We start from the raw sequence: 18,123 nt of genomic DNA, 5'->3' as shown, positions 1-18,123 counted from the left end.
GGCTGCTCCTGCGTGGTAGGCTCTATGGCAGACTACTTGGCGGATGCCTGCGGCTGCTCGATCTTGGATTGCTGCGGGTCGATCTTCTGGCCCGGGATGACCCGCAGGAGCCCCGCGATCACCACCCGGTCCTCCGGCTTCAGGCCGCTTTCGATCACGCGCAGGCCGTTGTCCACGGGGCCGATCTGCACCTTGCGCTGCTCGACGGTGTTGTCGCCGTTGACCACCAGGAGATAGCGGCCGCCCTGGTCGCTGCCGAGCGCGGTATCGGGCACGAGCAGCGCCGACTTGTCCTCGTCGAAGGGCACGCGGACGCGGACGAAATAGCCGGGCAGCAGCACCCGCCTGTCGTTCGGCACCAGCCCGCGCACCGCGAGCGTGCCGGTCGACTGGTTGATGGTGGGCGCGACGTAGTCGAGCTTGCCCTGATGCGGATAGCCGGTCTCGGTCTGGAGGCCGACCTCGATCGGGAATTGCTTCAGGTCTGCGGCGGTGAGACCCCGGCGGATCGCCTCGGCGCGGATGCGCAGGACATCCCGCTCGTTGACGGTGAAGTTCACGTAGATCGGGTCCATCGCGACGATGGTCGCAAGCTGGGTCGGGGAGGAAACGCCGACGAGTTCGCCGACCGAGACCATGTGGGCGCTGACGACGCCGTCGAACGGCGCGGTCACCCTGGTGTAGCCGTAATTGACTTCGGCCAGCCTGGTGTTGGCCTGGGCCTGCTGGAGATTGGCCTGCGCGTTGTCGCGGGTGGACGTCGAGGTGTCGAGCGTGGCCTGCGACACCGCCTGGCGCTGCACCAGATCGGTCTGCCGCCTGAAGTCGGCTTCCGCCTGCCGGAGCGAAGCCTGCGCGCCGGCCTCGGCCGCCTGGGCCTGCTCGAGCTTGAGCTTGTAGGTTTCGGGCTCGATCGTGAAGAGCTGGGTGCCCTGCTTGACGAAGGTGCCGTCCTGGTAGTCGATCGACTGCAGGAAGCCCTGGACCCGCGCGACGAGATCGACGTTCTTGATCGGTGCGGTATTGCCGGTGGCTTCGACATAGCGCGTGACCGAACGCTGCAGAGGCGTGGCGACATCGACCTTGGGCGGCGGCGGTGCCACGAAGGCGTTCTTGTCCTCGCAGCCGGCGAGGGCGACCACGGCCACGATCGCCGCCGAGAGCCGGCCGATATGCCGCCACTGCCCGTCGCGTTTGGCGGGGCAGGTGAGATGCACGCGCGTCATTCGATGGCCCCCGATTGCTGTCCGTCGGTACGACAGGCTACCAACAAAAAAGCGGTCGTGGAACACCATACGAATGACGGTTATCGGTCTCGCACCGCAAACCGGAGCGAGGCCTTTGATGGCATCGTTATGACAAATCGCTTTTCATGGCGCGCATGATTGACCACAATCGCGCCAAAGGCCGTGCGCCGGCTGCAAGGCGGATGGAAATGAAAACAAGAGGATGTGCGAGGAGAACATGACATGCCAGCGTCACTTCGGTCGGCCTTTGCGGGCCTCGTTCTCGCCGCGACGGTTGCCATGCCCGCGCTAGCCGATGGTTTGAAGGACGAGATCGCGCCGACCGGTAAATTGCGGGTCGCGATCGCCATCAGTCCGGCCGGTGGCGCGTTCTGGTCGACCAAGACCGAGGCCGGCTATGCCGGCGTCCCCGTCGACCTCGGCAAGGAAATGGCCGCGCAACTCGGCGTTCCCGTGGAATATGTCGTGCACCAGAATTCCGGGCAGATCACCGACGCTGCCGGGAAAGGCACCTGGGATGTCACTTTCCTGCCCAAGGATCCCGAACGCGAGACCCGAATGATGTTCGGCCCGATTTACGAGGTCGCCGACGCCACCTACATCGTCAAGTCCGGCTCGACGGTCACCAGTTTCGCCGCGCTCGACCAGCCCGGCGTGAAGGTCGCCGCCGTCAACAACACGACCACCATGCGTGGCGCCGTCGCGCATCTGAAGAATGCCAAGGTCACCGGCTATCAGACGTATGATGAGATCTTCGGCCTGCTGAAAAACGGCGGGGTCGACGCCTTCGCGCTCTCGCGCGACCAGCTCAACAAGATGGCGGAGAAGATTCCAGGCACGCGCGTGCTCGACGAGACCTTCAAGAAGACGGTCACGGCCGTCGCGGTGCCGCTCGGCCATCAGCAGGCGCTGGCGTTCGTCTCGAAGTTCATGAGCGATGCGACGAGCAACGGCGCCTTGCGCAAGGCGTATGACAATAACGGGCTGAAGGACACGCCGATCCGGACGGAGTGACGCCTTCGTTCCTAAGACCTAGCCTCGTCGCGTGACGCGCGCATGAACGCCCAGCGCGCCAAACGGCGCGCGGCGATTTCGGGGCCGCGAACGCCGCTCAGCGCGGCTTGATCTCTTCGTATTTGGCCATCGCGCGCTCGAACTTCCGGTTGAACAGCCACATCGCGCCGAGAATGTCACGGAAGCTCGCCGAGGTCCTGGCCCTGTCGGCCTGACCGAAGGCGAAGATGCTGTTGTTGCGCAGATGCTTCATGATGGTGGGGCTGGACACCCTGTAGCCCAGCAGGTCACCCGATTTGAGCGCGGATCGCGTCGGCGTGGGAATGATCTGGATCAGCTCGAACAGCTTCATCTGGTCGATCGGATCGGGCAGCGTCTTCACGATCGCTGGGATCTCAGCGAACAGTTCCGCATGGGCGTTCATGAGGCCGTCCCTGACGCCGGTCCAGTGGTTGAAGCGATGATCCGTGCCGCGGGCCCGCGCCTCCTCCTTGTCATCGCGCGCATTCACTTGCGGATCGGCCGCGGCGATCGCCGGCTTGATGGCCTCCCATTTCCGGCGGCCGTTGCGGTCTTCCGACGGGCCCGTCTGCAGGCTCCCCATATAGGTGTTCGAGCGCGCATTGCCGACATTCTGCTTGCCGTTCGTCTCCGCGAAGAACAGTCCCAGGCTGATCCGGCCCGCCGCTTCGGCATGAACCGGCGCGAGACCCTTGGCGCGCGCGATCGCAACCGCGAGGTCTACGACGTCCTTGAACGGTGTCGCCGACGCCTGCGCGCCGTCGGGCGGCGCCTCCATGATCTCGAACAGCCTCGCATATTCGTCGACCAGAGGCTCGATGCCGACATCGAAATAGACCGGGGGAATTTCGAACTTGTTGGGCTTTCCGATTCGGGATGGAACGGCGTCCGTGAGATCCTTGTAGCTGCTGATCACCGCGACGCGCGCCAGGTACAGCGCCTGTCCCGGCAGGTTCGGCAATGGCCGCTTCGCCTCGATCTGGCTGCGCCTCTCCGCGAGGATGGATTTGAAATCGCCGAGTGCGCGATCGTAGGCAGCGAGCGCATCCGACTGTCTGGCAGTCGGCGCCGCCTGCTGTCCCATCGCCGGTGTCGCCAGGGCAATGGCAAGCGCCGTCATGGCGGCATGGCATCTTCGTCTCATCGCGCGCTCCCGGGCCTGTCGATTCGGCGGCGTCCGGGATCGTAAGCAACAAAGCCGCAGCCTGGCGAGGCGCCTTCGTGGCCGATGGCGAGGCCTGTCGGGCCTTCCCCGGAATCTCCCTCGGGGACCGGGCGAAAGGCCGAAGCTTACAGGAACCTGACAAAATTCCTTTACGTTTCAGTAGCTTCGCATCTGCGACAATACGCCGCCCCATTAGGGCGGCGCGAGCCCACCGACGCGAAAGTCCTCGTCTCCACCACCGTGCGTCGGTCCTGGTGTCAGTTTCGTCTCACCGTCACGCAACTCTTCTCAATCAATTCTTCACCGCTTCCGCAACGAGAAGCGAACAGTCGAACGGGGGTTTGGCAATGGCAATTCTCGGAATGGTCCGTCCTCTCGGGCGGCTCTTGTGGCGCATGAAGCGCGACGTCAATGCCAATGTCGCGGTCATGTTCGCGATCGCGCTCGTGCCGCTCATCACGGGAGTCGGATGCGCCATCGATTACAGCATGGCGTCACGCGTGAAGGCCAAGCTGCAGGGCGCGGCGGATTCCGCCAGCGTCGCCTCGATCTCCGTCAACTCGGCCGGCTACAAGGCGGCGATGTCGATGTCGTCCAACGGATCGGTCGCCAGCGGCGTTACCGAAGCAACGAATATCTTCAGTGGAAATGCAGCCACATTCGTCGGCAGCTACAGCAATCTGGGCGTCACCGCGACCGTCACCAAGACCGGGTCCAAGCTGACGTCCAGCGTCCAGTACAGCGCGAACGTGCCGGTGACGTTCCTGCAGATCCTCGGCTACCAGACCTTGGCCGTGACCGGCACTTCGTCGTCGACGACCACCCTGCCGCTCTATCTCGATTTCTATCTGACGCTGGACGTGTCGGGCTCGATGGGCCTGCCTTCGACCACCGCCGAAGCCCAGCGCATGCAGGCGGTCAATCCGGACAACTATCGGCAATATCCGACGGGCTGCACACTCGCGTGCCATTTCTCGCCGCAGAACAGCGCCTGCACGGATACGGGGACACAGGGATATCCCACCAACAATTACTGCCTCGGTTATGCGATCTCGCGCGTGACCCAGAGCGGCTATCAGGGGCTTCTCACCAAGAAGTCCTCAAACCCGATGGGCGTTCAACTGCCCTCGTCGATCGTTTCCGGCCTGCCGAATTCGCTCTATTCGAACCTGGCGACGGTGGCGAACTGTCCGACGGACGGTACGGATGCCTGCATCCAGCTGCGATTGGACGCCGTCGGCTATGCCGTCAACCAGTTGTTTACCACCGCGAACAACACCGCGAAGGTCGCGAACCAGTTCCGCATCGGCCTCTACCCGTTCATCCAGTATCTCTACGCGTACTTTCCGCTGACCAGCACGATCAACGGTTCGACGACCAACCCCACGACCATCAACTATGCCGCGGCAAACCTCGCGACGTTGCTCGACACCAACATGAATTCGAGTCTCGGCTCGGGAGGAACGCATATCGACACGGCGCTGTCGAGCGTGAACACCCTGATCACGAGCGTCGGTGACGGCAGCGCGTGGAACAGCACGTTGCCTTACGTCTTCCTGGTCACGGACGGTGCGCAGGATCCGCAGATAAAAGGCGTTCCCAACGGCTCCTGGTCCGGCAGCAACCATGCGACGGTGATCGACCCGACCGCGTCCTGCGCACCGCTGAAGAGCCGCGGCGTCATCATTTCCGTGCTGTACATTCCGTACCAGCCGATCAGCCCGGTCAACGCGTCCTTTGCCAACGACGAGGACGACTACGCCAACTCGAACATCGCGAACATTCCGACGAGCCTGCAAAACTGCGCCTCGCCGGGCTTCTTCTACACCGCGAACACGCCCGCCGACATCACGGCGGCCCTGAACGCGATGTTCAATCACGCGGTGGCCGAGGCGCACATCACCAACTAGCCGGACGCTGCCGTCCGGCCGGCTGCGGCACAATCGACGAACAGGTGCCGGCCTAGTCGTTGGCTTCGGGCGGCAGGAAGTCGACTTCGTGCAGGGCCGAGATGCGCACGACTTCGGCGGGATCGGTCAGATTGTGGAGCTGGTTGAACAACGCTTCCAGCTTCTGCATCGGCGAGACCCAGAACAGGGCGCGGCACGGCTTGTCCGACTTGTTGAAATAGCCGTGCGGGATGCCGCGTGGCATGCGCACGAGATCGCCGGCATGCGCCTTGACCCACTTGCCGTCGAGCTTGAGATCGAGCACGCCCTCCTGCACCAGGATGAACTCCTCCTGGGTCGGGTGGACGTGTACCGGCACGAACTGGCCGGGCTCGCTGTTGGTCTCGAACGCAAAAGTGGAATCGGTGATGGCCTTGGGAAAATAGACCTGGCCCAGAATATTCCAGCTCTTGCCGCCATAGCCCGCACCGTTCGCGGTGATGCCTTTCTCCAGCGCCGTCATGGTTTGCCTCCAATGGGATGTCCGACCGCGGCGAGTTTTGCGCAGGCGCTGCAGGTTGTCCATCCGCGAGCGCACCCGGGGTGGCTGTTGCCGGCTCCGGCCTGGACTAGTTCTGCTCCGGCGCCTGGTTGCGCAGGAAGTGCTCGACCTCGGCCTCGACCGAGTAGGGTGTGGGGATGGGATCGCCGACGGAATCCACGGCGGTGTCGAGGCAGCGGCGCAGCATGCGCGCGAGCTCGGCCTTGCGGTAGGGTTTCGTCAGGAGCGGTGTGCCCTGACCCGTACGCCCCTGCGCGTGGAGGGAGTCGTAGGCGTATCCCGACGTGAACAGGATGCGCAGGGCGGGCCGCGCGGCCACCATTTGCTCGGCGAGCTCCTGTCCGTTCAACCCGCCGGCCATCACGATATCGGTGAAGAGCAGGTCGAACGGCGTGCCCTTCGCCGCGATGGCGAGCGCTTCGGCCGCGTTGGCGGCGGCAACCACCTTGTAGCCGAGGCTCTCCAGCTGGACCGTGACGTATCGGCGGACATCGCGGTCGTCCTCGACGCACAGGATGGTCTCGTGGCCGCCCACGACCTTTCGATCGTCATAGCCGGTCGGACGAAGCGCGCTCGCATTGGCCTTGGGCAGATAGATCGCGAATGTCGTGCCCCGGCCTTCCGCGGAATCGACCTTGATACCGCCGCCGGACTGCTTGACGAAACCGAACACCATGCTGAGCCCGAGCCCGGTGCCCTTGCCGACTTCCTTCGTCGAGAAGAAGGGATCGAAGATCCGTTCGAGAATGGCCTGCGGAATGCCCGTACCGGTGTCGGCGATCTCGATCTTGACGTAGTCGCCGGCATATCCGGCACCGACTGCGATCGCGTCGCGGACGCCGAACACCACGTTGCGGGTCGTCAGCGTGAGCTTACCGCCCTCTGGCATCGCGTCACGGGCGTTGATGGCGAGGTTGAGCAGGGCCGAGCTCAACTGCCCCCTGTCGACGAAGGCGAGCCAGATGCCGCCATCGAGTTTCGTCGCGATCTCGATCTTCTTGTCGAATGTCGCGAGCAGCAGCCTGGCGACTTCGCGGAGCAGCTCGTTGACGTCGATCTCGGCGGGTTGCAGCGCCTGCTTTCGCGCGAAGGAGAGCAGGCTCGATGTCAACATCGCGCCGCGGTCGGCCGCCTCGCTGATCAGCTTGGTGATGGTCGCGAGCGGCGGGTTGTCCTTCACGGCATCGGCGAGAATCTCGATCGTGCCCGTGATCACGGTGAGCATGTTGTTGAATTCGTGCGCGATGCCGCCGGTGAGCTGGCCGACCGCCTCCATCTTCTGGGCCTGGACGAGCTGCTCCTCGGCGGCGCGCTTCTGGGTGACGTCCTTGACGAAGGTGTTGACGACATGGCGCTCGCGGATGCGCTGCGCCGTGCTCGACGCCTCGATCAGGATCTCGTCGCCATTCCTGTGAAGCAGGCTCGCTTCGAAGCGGATTCCGATGGGCGTATCGGACAATTCCGGCAGGAGCCGTGCCATGCGTTGCCTGAAGCCGTCGCGCAGCGACCCGGCGACGAGGAGGTCCACGACGTCCTTGCCCAGTGCCTCCGCCCGGGTCCATCCGGTCAGGGCTTCGGCCTGGAAGCTCCATTCCAGGATGACACCGCTTGCGTCGGTTTGAATGAAGGCGTCGAGCGCGGTCTTGATGACGGCCTGGGCCATCTGCGCGCTGGCCTGCGTCAGGTCGGCCAGTTGTGCAGCGGCGCGTTTCGACTGGGCCGTCTCGATCGTTCGCGCGCAAAGACGGGCGATCAGGACCGCAACGATGCCGCTTGCCAGAACGGCGAGAAGCTGAACCAGGCCGAAGCTCTGCGGTATCGTCGTGCCGGTCAGAGCATAGGACCCCACGAGCATTATGGCGGTCACGACGACCTGCGCGGCCATCGCGAATGTCAGAAGCCTCCCGAGTTTCATGGTCTCATACCAAAGACGTCAGCCACGGACCATCGACGGCCCTTCCGCCGACGAGCCCGCCGCCGCTTGAGCTACAGTCTCCGCGCGTTTCAGTCGAGGGGCAATTTTGACTGATCCGCGGACGAATGGCTTGTCGCGGAAGCGTGCCTTTGAGCTGCACGATACGTCAGGCTGCGGGCGAATCGATCCGGTGCCGCGTCGTCGCCCGGACGACGCGATCCGAATGGCCGTTGCTCCAGATGTCTGAACCGAAGGTGAGGAGGAGGGGACGCGGCCTCAGGAATTCACGTGCACGAAATCCCGCAGCAGCGGATAGATTTCGTTGTTCCAGCGCTTGCCCGAGAAGACGCCGTAATGGCCGACGCCCGCCTGCATGTGGTGGACCCGCCGATAGGCGCGCACGCCGGTGCAGAGGTCCTGGGCGGCCAGCGTCTGGCCGATCGAGCAGATGTCGTCCTTCTCGCCCTCGACGGTCATCAGCCCCATGCGGCTCACGGCCCTGGTGTTCACCGGACGTCCCCGATGCATGAGCTTGCCTTGCGGCAAGAGGTGCTCCTGAAACACGTCACGCACGGTCTCGATGTAGAATTCGGCGGGCAGATCCATCACCGCGAAATATTCGTCGTAGAACGTCTTGATCGTCGCGGCCTTCTCCTTCTCGCCCTTGGCGATGTGGTTGGCGAGATCGAGATGCTGTTTGATGTGCCGTTCCAGGTTCATCGACACGAAGGCGGTGAGCTGCACGAAGCCCGGGTAAACCTGACGCAGCGCGCCGCGGCACTGTACCGGCACGTAATTGATCAGGTTTCGCTCGAACCATTCGATCGGCTTGCTCTTGGCGAATTCGTTGACCTTGGTCGGCTGGATGCGCGTGTCGATCGGCCCCGCCATCAGCGTCAGCGTCGCCGGCCGCGACGGATGGTTGCCCTCGCACATGATCGCGGCGGCCGCGAGCGCCGACACCGACGGCTGGCAGATCGCGACCATGTGCGGGCGCGGCCCCAACTGTCCGAGGAAATCGATGAGATGCTCGGTGTAGTCGTCGAGCCCGAAGCGGCCGTCGCTGCGGGGGATGTCGCGCGGATTGTGCCAGTCGGTGATGTAGACGTCGTGGTCCTGGAGCAGCGTCTTCACGGTGCCCCGGAGCAGCGTGGCGAAATGGCCGGACATCGGCGCCACCAGCAGCATGCGCGGCTGCTCGGGCACGTCGTGCTTCCTGAAATGCAGGAGCGAGCCGAACGGCGTGGCGTAGGCGATCTCTTCGGTGACCGCGACCTCGCGATTGCCGACCATCACGCTGTCGATGCCGTAGGCCGGACGGTCATAGGTGAGGGTGGAGCGCGAGATCAGCTCCAGCGCGGCCGAGAGCCGGCCGACGACCTGATCCGACATGCCCTGCGGGACCAGATTGAGGAATTTGAGCGCCGAGGAGGCGCCCGCGCGCCACGGCGCGGTCAGGTCCATGTGGTTCTGAAACGCCTGATACAACATCGACATCATACGGACGTGCCCATCTTTCCCATGCTGTCATGCAATATCGAAGCCAAGCCGGCTCCGATCGCCCGGAAAACTGGCACATCGCTTGCTCCTCAAGCGGACATGAACACGCGGGATGCGCGGGCAATGGGCAAGCCCGTCGGCCGCGCGGGGATGTCGGTCTCAGCGTGACGGAAGGGCCATATGGCGAAAGCGACACTGACCATCAGCAGCAAGAACTACTCGTCCTGGTCGCTGCGTGGCTGGCTGCTGACGAAGTTTTCAGGGCTGGACTTCGAGGAGATCGTCACCGCGCCGGACGATGCGTCCGCGCGGGCCGAAATTCTCCTGCTGTCCTCGTCGATCCTGGTGCCCTGCCTGCGGCACGAGGGGGCCGTCGTCTGGGACACGCTGGCGATTGCCGAATACCTCAACGAGGTGATGCCGGAGGCGGGCCTGTTGCCGTCCGATCGGGTCCAGCGCGCACATTGCCGCTCGATCTGCGGTGAGATCCATTCCGGCTTCACCACGCTGCGCGCCTCGCTGCCGGTGAACCTGAAAGGGCATTTCCCCGGCTTCAAGATCTGGTCGCGCGCGCAGGCCGACATCGACCGCGTCTGGTCCATCTGGCGCGACTGCCTGGAAAAATCGGGGGGCCCGTTCCTGTTCGGCGATAAGCGCAGCATGGCGGATGCGATGTATGCCCCCGTGGTGACGCGCTTCGTGACTTATGACGTCAAGCTCGAGCCTCGGCTGAAGGCCTATGCCGATACCATCATGGCGATGCCCGAGATGAGGGAATGGATCGCGGCCGCGCTGGAAGAGCCGGCCGAGATCGAAGAGCTCGAGGTCGAATATTAGGCAGGCGCCGCGCGGCGCTGCCCGTTTCGGTGGCGAGCGGCGCGGGCATCTCCTGCTCAACTTCCCGCCATGCACCGCGTCACGATGGCGGTCGGCGTCGCCCGTGCCACGATGTGCGAATGTCCGCGCGCGCCGGAATTCGCGCGGGCCGCCAGCGGCTTCGCCGCAAGCCATGCAATCCCTCGCGATATTGCAGCGCCGCTGGCGCGATTTTCGCATAGCACAATAGGCTGCGAACGCGACGGACGGACGCTGCCGACAATTTGGACGCCGCGCGGAGCGCATGCACGAAGCCACCAGTGGAGGCCGTCATGAACCAGCATACGGACGTCAAGAAATTCTCCCACGTCAAACCCGCCGACACCGGCTACAAGGGCGGGGGCCTGCGCGACTTCTTCCTCTATCGTGACCTCGGCATTGCCGATGCGACCGGCGGGCAGGTGATCTGCCATCTGGTCAAGGCCAACCCGGATTGTCCGCCCGTGGACGGCACGGGCTGGCACCGCCACGATTGCGAATTCCAGATCGTGATCATGATGAAGGGCTGGGCGCGCTTCATGTACGAGGACAAGCCGACGCTGGTGCAGGCCGGCGACGTCGTGCACCAGCGCCCGGGCATCGTGCACTACCTCTACGATTACTCGCCCGACATGGAATACATGGAGATCGTCAGTCCGGCCGACTTCAAGACGGTCGACATGCCGCCCGCGGTCGAGAACGTGCCGCCGGTGACCCCCTGGAAATGAGCGGGCAGGTCGCGGGGCCGCCGCATTAACTCTCTTCGCCGGCCTTGGATCACCGTCCTCTCGCGCGTCTCACAGATATGGTGCGCGCGCGAGGGACGATGCCGACATCTAGCCGTGAACAGGTGCGTACGGAGCCTCACGGCTGATTCGGACGCGATTCGTTCGGACCGTGTTCCGAAGGTTAAGAGAGGCGCGAACTCCGTCGCATTTTGAGACAGGCACCCGCCTTCAGGCGAGGCCGCTCTGCTTCACGCGCGGCAGACGCCATCCGATGACGGTTGCCTCGAGTACGATTCCCGCTTCGACGTTCTGCCAGCGGCCCTCGACATAGCGACAGGCGAACGGCAGCTGATACGTTCCGCTGTGGTCCTCGCACAGCACTTCGAGCGGCAGGCCGATGGGTGGCTCTCCGGCACTGTCGAATTCCGCCAGACGTCTTTCGCGCGTTGCCATTCCAGAAATCTCCCCTAATCAAAGCCGGAAGCAGAGCGCCCATTCTCCGCGTCCTGATCATCGCCCCCCGTCCAGGGAGCATCCGCAAGCTCAACGCCAGAATGCGGTACGAGTGTGGTAGCCTCGACCGCCTGTGCGCAAACCGCGCACATTGCCGTGATCGATTTGATGAGGAACCTGAATGTCGTTTCGAAGCTCCGGCGTATGTTTCGCGATCCTGCTGCTCGGCACGCTGGCAACCGCGCCGCTCCGCGCGCAGGACGTGCCCGGCATCGAGATCTGCACGGTCGAGAAGACGATGGAGCGGCGCACGAGTTGCCTGCAGAGCAACGTCGATTTCCTCCAGAAGACCATCTCCAAGCTCACGCTCGACCACCAGCAGAAGCTCGATGCGGCAAATCGTCAGATCGACGCGCTCAAGACGGTGGTCGCCGGCCTGCAGAAGACGCTCGGCGATGTCCAGGCTACGCAGGCGAAGCTGTCCGAGGACCTGAAGAAGAAGCAGGATGCGCCGCCGCCCAAGGACGCACCGAAATGAATATCGGAGCGGTCCCGATGCGCCGCGCCGCCACATAGCGCTGCGCCGGAGCAATCCCGATCAAGCGCGCGGCGGCGTGGTGTGCGCATCATCGCCCCGCTTCGAACGAGGATCCAGGACGTCATGAACCCCGCCCACCGCGCGCTCTGGTTCATCGAGAGCCATCTGGCCGAGCCGTTGACGCTCGACGAGATCGCCGCGATCGGCGGCGTGTCGCGGTTCCACATGGTGCGCGCGTTCGCCGCCGCCACCGGGCTTCCGGTGATGCGCTACGTGCGCGCGCGTCGGCTGACGGAGGCTGCCCGCAGCCTCGCGAAGGGCGCGCCGGACATTCTCGGCGTCGCGCTGGAGGCGGACTACGGCTCGCACGAAGCATTCACCCGCGCGTTCCGCGACCAGTTCGGCACCACGCCCGAAGCGGTGAGGGCGGCGACGTGCGTCAACACGCTCAAGCTTCAGGAGCCGATTCTCATGGAATCCAAAATGCTCGACAACCTCGCGCCGCCCCGTTTCGAAACCGCCAAGGCCTTTCTCGTCGCCGGCCTCGGCGAACGCATCTCCTGCGAGAACGGCGCGATCATTCCCGGACTCTGGCACCGCTTCCACCAGGAGGTGGCCGGCATTCCCGCACGCGCCGGCCAGGGCAAAAATCAAGTCGCCTACGGCGTCTGCTGCAACGGCGACGATGCCGGGAATTTCGACTACATCGCCGGCGTGGAGGTCGCCGATTTCTCCGACCTGCCGAACGGCTTCAGCCGCATCCGCATCCCCGAGCAGCGCTACGCGGTGTTCACCCATGCGGACCACGTCGCCTCGATCCGCCGCACGGTCAACACGATCTGGAATCACTGGCTGCCGGCTTCGGGCCTGAAGGCGGCCGACGCGCCGAACTTCGAGCGCTACGACGAGAAGTTCGATCCCATGACCGGCAATGGCGGCTTCGAAATCTGGATACCGGTGCGGGAGTAGAGCATGTTCCGGCTCCGCGAGGGCCGGGATCGCGCGACGCGCGCAGCAGGCTCGCCGCACGAGAATGCACGCGTTCGCGCGGCGTTCATTTCGAGCGCAACGCAGCATTGCGCGCGCTTGCTTGGCAAGCTTCGGTGACTTTGCCATAACCGCATGCAAAGCCTGCGTGCGGGGCCGATGCCGGACATCCCGTGCCAGCCATAACAAGCAGCCGGGAGGTCCCAAATGTCCAACGTCCGCGTTCTCGCCACCGACCTCGAATTTCCCGAAGGGCCGGTCGTGATGCCGGACGGTTCGGTGGTGCTGGTGGAAATCCGCGGCCAGCGCCTGACCCGCGTGTATCCCGACGGCCGCAAGGAGATCGTCGCGAAGGTGCCGGGCGGTCCGAACGGCGCGGCCCTCGGGCCCGACGGCAAGATCTACATCTGCAACAATGGTGGCTTCTCCTGGATCCCGACCCGCAACATGATCATGCCCGGCCCGCAGCCGGAGGATTATCTCGGCGGCTCGATCCAGCGCGTCGACCTGCAATCGGGCAAGGTCGAGACCGTGGTGACGAAGTGCGGCGAGCACGATCTGCGCGGGCCGAACGATCTCGTCTTCGACAAGCAGGGCGGCCTCTGGTTCTCTGATCTCGGCAAGCGCCGCGCGCGCGAGATGGATGTCGGCGCGATGTATTACCTCAAGCCCGGCATGACCGAGATCGTCGAGGTCGTACACGGGGTGCTGCCGGCGAACGGCATCGGCCTGTCGCCGGACGAAAATACCGTCTACATCGCGGAGACGCCGACGGGGCGGCTCTGGGCCTACGAGCTCTCCGCGCCCGGCACGCTCAAGCCGCGCGACGTGATCTATCGCGGCGAACGCGGCAAGCCGATCTGCGGCCTCGGCGGCTACCAGATGTTCGATTCGCTCGCGGTGGAGGCCAACGGCAATGTCTGCGTCGCCACGCTCGTCTCGGGTTGCATCTCGGTGATCGCGCCCGACGGCACCCTGGTCGAGCAGGTGCCGACCGGAGACCGCGTCACCACCAACATCGCCTTCGGCGGCCCCGGGCTGAAGACCGCCTACATCACGCTGTCGGGCAAGGGCGAACTGGTCGCCATGGACTGGCCGCGCGGCGGTTTGCCGTTGAACTTTTTGAATAAGTGAGCCAAGCCATCGCCGTGCGGGAGGCGAGGCAACTCTCGGACCCTCACCCTGAGCAGCGCGCTTCAAGCGCGCGTCTCGAGGGGCGAGGCCACGGGCGGGGCCTTCATCCGTCGAGACGCGCATCCCGCGCTCCTCAGGATGAGGGGTCGGCGGCCCGGATTGCTTCGTCCGCATGACCTAAGGAGAGACCATCAATGCCCTGGCCCGATCCCATCACCCTGCGTGGCGAGCACGCGCGTCTCGAGCCGCTGTCGCAACAGCATCGCGAAGGGCTGGTGGAGGCCGTGAAGGACGGCGAGATCTACAAGATCTGGTACACCGCGATCCCGACTCCGGAGAACGTGGCCAAGGAGATCGATCGCCGCCTCGGGCTTCAGGCGGCGGGCTCGATGCTGCCGTTCACGGTGTTCGACGCCGGCGGCAGGATCGTCGGCATGACCACCTACATGAACATCGATGCCGCCAACCGCCGCGTCGAGATCGGTTCGACCTGGTACGGCAAGAGCGCGCAGCGCGGCCCGCTCAACACGCAGTGCAAGCTGCTGCTGCTCACCCATGCCTTCGAAGCACTGGACTGCATCGCGGTCGAGTTCCGCACGCATTTCTTCAACCACCAGAGCCGCCGCGCCATCGAGCGCCTGGGCGCCAAGCAGGACGGCATCCTGCGCAGCCATCAGGTCGCGCCGAACGGCACGTTGCGCGACACCGTGGTCTACAGCATCACCGCCGCCGAATGGCCGACGGTGAAGACGCATTTGAACTACCAACTCAACGACAAGCCGCGCTGAGCGGCTTCTGGCGGGCACCATGGACAGATTCGATTATGTGATCGTCGGCGCGGGCTCGGCGGGTTGCGTTCTCACCAGCCGGCTGAGCGAAGATCCGAACGTCAGCGTCTGCGTGCTGGAAGCCGGTCCGAACGACTGGCATCCCTACATCCATTTGCCGGCGGGCTTCATCAAGACCTTCCACATGAAGAGCATCAACTGGGGCTACCAGCAGGAGCCGGGGCCCTTCACCGGCGGCCGGAGCATCTATGCGCCGCGCGGCAAGACGCTCGGCGGCTCGTCCTCGATCAACGGCCACATCTACAACCGTGGCCAGCGGATGGACTTCGACACCTGGGCGCAGATGGGCAATCGCGGCTGGGGCTATGCCGACGTGCTGCCTTACTTCAAGCGGCTGGAGAAGCGGGTCGGCGAGGGCGACAACACGTTCCGCGGCCGTGACGGCAACCTCACCGTCACCACCATGGACTGGCGCGATCCGCTTTGCGAAGCCTTCATGGAAGGCGCGGTCTCGCTCGGCATTCCCCGCAATCCCGATTACAACGGCAAGACGCAGGAGGGCGTGTCCTACTGCCAGCGCACGATCGACAAGGGCCTGCGCGTCTCCGGCTCGACCGCATTCCTCAAGCCCGCGATGAAGCGGCCCAACGTGCATGTGCACACGCATGCGCACGCCACCGAGATCATCTTCGACGGCAAGCGCGCCGTCGGCGTGCGCTACACCAAGGGCGGCCGTGGCGGCACGCCGGTCGAAGTGCGCGCCAACAAGGAAGTGATCCTCTCCGGCGGCACCTATAATTCGCCGCAGCTGCTCCAGCTCTCTGGTGTGGGCTCGCCCGATCTGCTGAGTGCTCACGGCATCCAGGTGCGTCATGCCCTGCCGGTCGGCGAAGGCCTGCAGGACCATTACGCCCCGCGAACGGTGGCGCGCGTCAAGGACATCAGGACCATCAACGAGCTGCGCCGCGGCCTCTCGCTGTGGATCGAGGCGCTGAAATGGGCGACCGCGCGCCGCGGCCTGCTCTCGCTGTCGCCGACCATGGTCTATTGCTTCTGGCATTCCGGCGAGAGCGCCGATTCCTCGGATCTCCAGCTCACCTTCACGCCGGCTTCCTACAAGGAGGGCGTGCAGGGCCAGCTCGAGGACGAGCCCGGCATGACGGTGGCCTCCTGGCAGCAGCGCCCCGAGAGCCGCGGCTATGTCCGCATCCGCTCGTCCGATCCGTTCGCGCCGCCGATCATCCAGACCAATTACCTCGACGCCGAACTCGACCGCCGCGTCATCGTCGGCGGCATGAAGCTCGCGCGCAACCTTCTGAAATCCGCGCCGCTGTCGCCCTACTACGCCTACGAGGATTTCCCGGGCCCCAACGTCAACACCGACGACGAATTCCTGCACGCCGCGACCGAGCGCGGCACCACTACCTTCCACCCCGGCTGCACCTGCCGCATGGGTCCGGCGGACTCGACCTGGGCGGTGGTCGACGACCAACTCCGCGTCCATGGGCTGGAAGGCCTGCGCGTGATCGATGCCTCGGTGATGCCGCGCATGATTTCGGCGAACCTCAATGCGTCGACGATGATGATCGCGGACCGCGCCTCGGATCTCATCCGCGGCAAGGCGCCGATGGAAGCCGCAAGGATTCCGGACGCCGCGGTGGCGTGAGGGGCGTCCTGTAGCTGCGAAACCACGGGGGGAGCGCCGCCCGTCAGTTTCTCGCGTCGCGAGGATACGTGGCTGTCTCTGCGATGATGCGTGTCGAAGAGCGGCGCCGCCGCTTTTTGCTTCGCAATGAGGCTGTTTGCAGCACGCTCGTCATCGCAGGGTGGGCAAAGCGAAGGCCCACCATCTCTTGCGTCGTCCGCGATTGGCATGGTGGGCACGGCGCATTGCGCCTTTGCCCACCTTGCGGCCCTGGCGACCGCCAGGACGCATTACTCCGACGAGACGTTTGGCGGACGGCAGGAGCGGCGAAGTCCTGTCGCTCGTTCACGCGGTGTGCGTCCCGGTGTTCGCAAGGACGGCACCGAGGGGCGCGGCTATCGCCTCACACTTCCCGCCGGCTCAGGAACGCCAGCCGCTCGAACAGGTGCACGTCCTGCTCGTTCTTGAGCAGCGCGCCGTGCAGCGGCGGGATCAGCTTGCGCGGGTCGCGTTCGCGGAGTTGCTCGGCGCTCATGTCCTCGTTGAGCAGCAGCTTGAGCCAGTCGAGCAGCTCCGACGTCGAGGGTTTCTTCTTCAGGCCGGGCACCTCGCGCACTTCGAAGAAGATGCGCAGGGCCTCTTCCACCAGGCGCTTCTTGATGCCGGGGAAGTGGACGTCGACGATCCGCTCCATCGTGTCGGCGTCGGGGAACTTGATGTAGTGGAAGAAGCAGCGACGCAGGAACGCGTCCGGCAGCTCCTTCTCGTTGTTGGACGTGATCATCATGATCGGGCGCTGCTTCGCCTTGATGGTCTCGCCGGTCTCGTAGACATGGAATTCCATGCGGTCGAGCTCGAGCAGCAGGTCGTTCGGAAACTCGATGTCGGCCTTGTCGATCTCGTCGATCAGCAGCACCGGGCGCTGTTCGGCGGCGAAGGCTTCCCACAGCTTGCCGCGCTTGATGTAGTTCTTGATGTCGGAGACCCGTGCATCGCCGAGCTGGCTGTCGCGCAGGCGCGACACCGCGTCGTATTCGTAGAGGCCCTGCTGCGCCTTGGTGGTGGACTTGATGTGCCAGGTCAGAAGCGGTGCGTTCAGCGCCTTCGCCACTTCCTCGGCGAGCACCGTCTTGCCGGTGCCGGGCTCACCCTTAACCAGGAGCGGGCGCTCCAGCACGATCGAGGCGTTGACGGCGACCTTGAGATCGTCGGTCGCAACATAGTCCTTGGTGCCGGTAAATTTCATTGCACGTCCTTGTTGGTCGCTGGCCGAGGCATCGCTCCGGTCACGACATGGGAACGGTCGCCCGGGCGGCTGTTCCTGGTTCGGTCAGGCCTTCAGACCCGTCTTATCAGCGAAAGGATGACGAGCACAATCACCGCGCCGATCGTGGCGTCCACGATGGCGCCGACGGTGCCGGTGGCCAGCTCGATGTGCAGCTGGGGCAGCACCCAGCTGGCGACGAGCGCGCCGATGATGCCGACGACGATATTGCCGATCAGCCCAAATCCCGCCCCGTGGACAATCTTGCCCGCGAGCCAGCCGGCAATCGCACCGATGATGAGTGCTGCGAGAATTCCCATGACAAACGCCCCCAAGACGACCCCTTGATCCCGTCAATTCTAGACCAAAAAGCCTGCCGGTCCAGCGCGGAGCGGAGGCCTCCGCCCCTTGACGCCGG

Annotated in this window: 17 protein-coding genes; 9 read left to right on the top strand and 8 right to left on the bottom strand. The window is 64.7% G+C overall.

From position 1 onward, the window contains the following. Positions 1 to 32: 32 nt before the first annotated feature. A complete protein-coding gene (locus QM712_RS19595; protein ID WP_415024780.1) occupies positions 33 to 1,226 on the bottom strand; it encodes an efflux RND transporter periplasmic adaptor subunit in 1,194 nt (397 codons plus the stop codon). Between the two features lie 243 nt (positions 1,227 to 1,469). On the opposite strand from QM712_RS19595, the gene QM712_RS19590 reads away from it, so the two are divergent. Next, positions 1,470 to 2,261: an ABC transporter substrate-binding protein gene (locus tag QM712_RS19590; RefSeq protein WP_415024779.1), complete on the top strand. Its 792-nt coding sequence runs from the start codon at positions 1,470 to 1,472 to the stop codon at positions 2,259 to 2,261. Between the two features lie 97 nt (positions 2,262 to 2,358). Here QM712_RS19590 and QM712_RS19585 read toward each other — a convergent pair whose 3' ends face one another. Next, positions 2,359 to 3,426, bottom strand: coding sequence for a hypothetical protein (locus tag QM712_RS19585; protein WP_415024778.1), 1,068 nt, complete (start codon positions 3,424 to 3,426; stop codon positions 2,359 to 2,361). 368 nt (positions 3,427 to 3,794) lie between these two features. On the opposite strand from QM712_RS19585, the gene QM712_RS19580 reads away from it, so the two are divergent. Continuing rightward, a complete protein-coding gene (locus QM712_RS19580) occupies positions 3,795 to 5,357 on the top strand; it encodes a TadE/TadG family type IV pilus assembly protein (protein WP_415024777.1) in 1,563 nt (520 codons plus the stop codon). 52 nt (positions 5,358 to 5,409) lie between these two features. On the opposite strand, the gene QM712_RS19575 is transcribed toward QM712_RS19580, so the two are convergent. The 3 genes from QM712_RS19575 to QM712_RS19565 form a co-directional block, all read right to left on the bottom strand. Then, positions 5,410 to 5,859, bottom strand: coding sequence for a cupin domain-containing protein (locus QM712_RS19575; RefSeq protein ID WP_415024776.1), 450 nt, complete (start codon positions 5,857 to 5,859; stop codon positions 5,410 to 5,412). Positions 5,860 to 5,965: 106 nt separating this feature from the next. Then, positions 5,966 to 7,813, bottom strand: coding sequence for an ATP-binding protein (locus QM712_RS19570; RefSeq protein WP_415024775.1), 1,848 nt, complete (start codon positions 7,811 to 7,813; stop codon positions 5,966 to 5,968). A gap of 276 nt (positions 7,814 to 8,089) precedes the next feature. Beyond that, positions 8,090 to 9,313 (bottom strand): polyhydroxyalkanoate depolymerase, encoded by a 1,224-nt coding sequence (locus QM712_RS19565; RefSeq protein ID WP_415024774.1) that lies wholly within the window; start codon positions 9,311 to 9,313, stop codon positions 8,090 to 8,092. A 180-nt stretch (positions 9,314 to 9,493) separates the two neighbouring features. Here QM712_RS19565 and QM712_RS19560 point away from each other — a divergent pair, with 180 nt between their 5' ends. Beyond that, entirely contained in the window at positions 9,494 to 10,150 is a 657-nt protein-coding gene (locus QM712_RS19560) for a glutathione S-transferase family protein (protein ID WP_415024773.1), read from the top strand. 311 nt (positions 10,151 to 10,461) lie between these two features. Then, a complete protein-coding gene (locus QM712_RS19555) occupies positions 10,462 to 10,896 on the top strand; it encodes a cupin domain-containing protein (RefSeq protein WP_415024772.1) in 435 nt (144 codons plus the stop codon). Positions 10,897 to 11,124: 228 nt separating this feature from the next. Here QM712_RS19555 and QM712_RS19550 read toward each other — a convergent pair whose 3' ends face one another. Beyond that, positions 11,125 to 11,349: a hypothetical protein gene (locus QM712_RS19550; RefSeq protein ID WP_415024771.1), complete on the bottom strand. Its 225-nt coding sequence runs from the start codon at positions 11,347 to 11,349 to the stop codon at positions 11,125 to 11,127. A gap of 181 nt (positions 11,350 to 11,530) precedes the next feature. Here QM712_RS19550 and QM712_RS19545 point away from each other — a divergent pair, with 181 nt between their 5' ends. The 5 genes from QM712_RS19545 to QM712_RS19525 all read left to right on the top strand — a co-directional run bounded on the left by QM712_RS19545 (position 11,531) and on the right by QM712_RS19525 (position 16,462). After that, complete coding sequence (locus QM712_RS19545; RefSeq protein WP_415024770.1) at positions 11,531 to 11,887, top strand: hypothetical protein; 357 nt, start codon at positions 11,531 to 11,533, stop codon at positions 11,885 to 11,887. A gap of 123 nt (positions 11,888 to 12,010) precedes the next feature. Beyond that, positions 12,011 to 12,856: a GyrI-like domain-containing protein gene (locus tag QM712_RS19540; RefSeq protein ID WP_415024769.1), complete on the top strand. Its 846-nt coding sequence runs from the start codon at positions 12,011 to 12,013 to the stop codon at positions 12,854 to 12,856. Between the two features lie 225 nt (positions 12,857 to 13,081). Next, entirely contained in the window at positions 13,082 to 14,008 is a 927-nt protein-coding gene (locus QM712_RS19535; RefSeq protein ID WP_415024768.1) for an SMP-30/gluconolactonase/LRE family protein, read from the top strand. Positions 14,009 to 14,202: 194 nt separating this feature from the next. After that, positions 14,203 to 14,796 carry a GNAT family N-acetyltransferase gene (locus tag QM712_RS19530; protein ID WP_415024767.1) on the top strand — a complete coding sequence of 198 codons (594 nt, stop codon included), beginning with the start codon at positions 14,203 to 14,205 and terminating at the stop codon, positions 14,794 to 14,796. Between the two features lie 19 nt (positions 14,797 to 14,815). Then, the gene (locus tag QM712_RS19525; RefSeq protein ID WP_415024766.1) at positions 14,816 to 16,462 is read left to right on the top strand and encodes a GMC family oxidoreductase; all 1,647 of its coding nucleotides are present in this window, start codon (positions 14,816 to 14,818) and stop codon (positions 16,460 to 16,462) included. A 382-nt stretch (positions 16,463 to 16,844) separates the two neighbouring features. Here the strand turns inward: QM712_RS19525 and QM712_RS19520 are convergent, their stop codons facing one another. Both QM712_RS19520 and QM712_RS19515 read right to left on the bottom strand, forming a co-directional pair. Further along, complete coding sequence (locus tag QM712_RS19520) at positions 16,845 to 17,687, bottom strand: AAA family ATPase (protein ID WP_415024765.1); 843 nt, start codon at positions 17,685 to 17,687, stop codon at positions 16,845 to 16,847. A 92-nt stretch (positions 17,688 to 17,779) separates the two neighbouring features. Then, positions 17,780 to 18,025 (bottom strand): GlsB/YeaQ/YmgE family stress response membrane protein, encoded by a 246-nt coding sequence (locus tag QM712_RS19515; protein ID WP_415024764.1) that lies wholly within the window; start codon positions 18,023 to 18,025, stop codon positions 17,780 to 17,782. Between the last annotated feature and the right edge of the window lie 98 nt (positions 18,026 to 18,123).

The sequence above is a fragment of the Bradyrhizobium sp. genome (genome assembly GCF_047605465.1).
Lineage (GTDB): Bacteria > Pseudomonadota > Alphaproteobacteria > Rhizobiales > Xanthobacteraceae > Bradyrhizobium.
The sequence above is the reverse complement of the archived record's forward strand: the minus strand, read 5'-3'. Positions and strand labels throughout refer to the sequence as shown.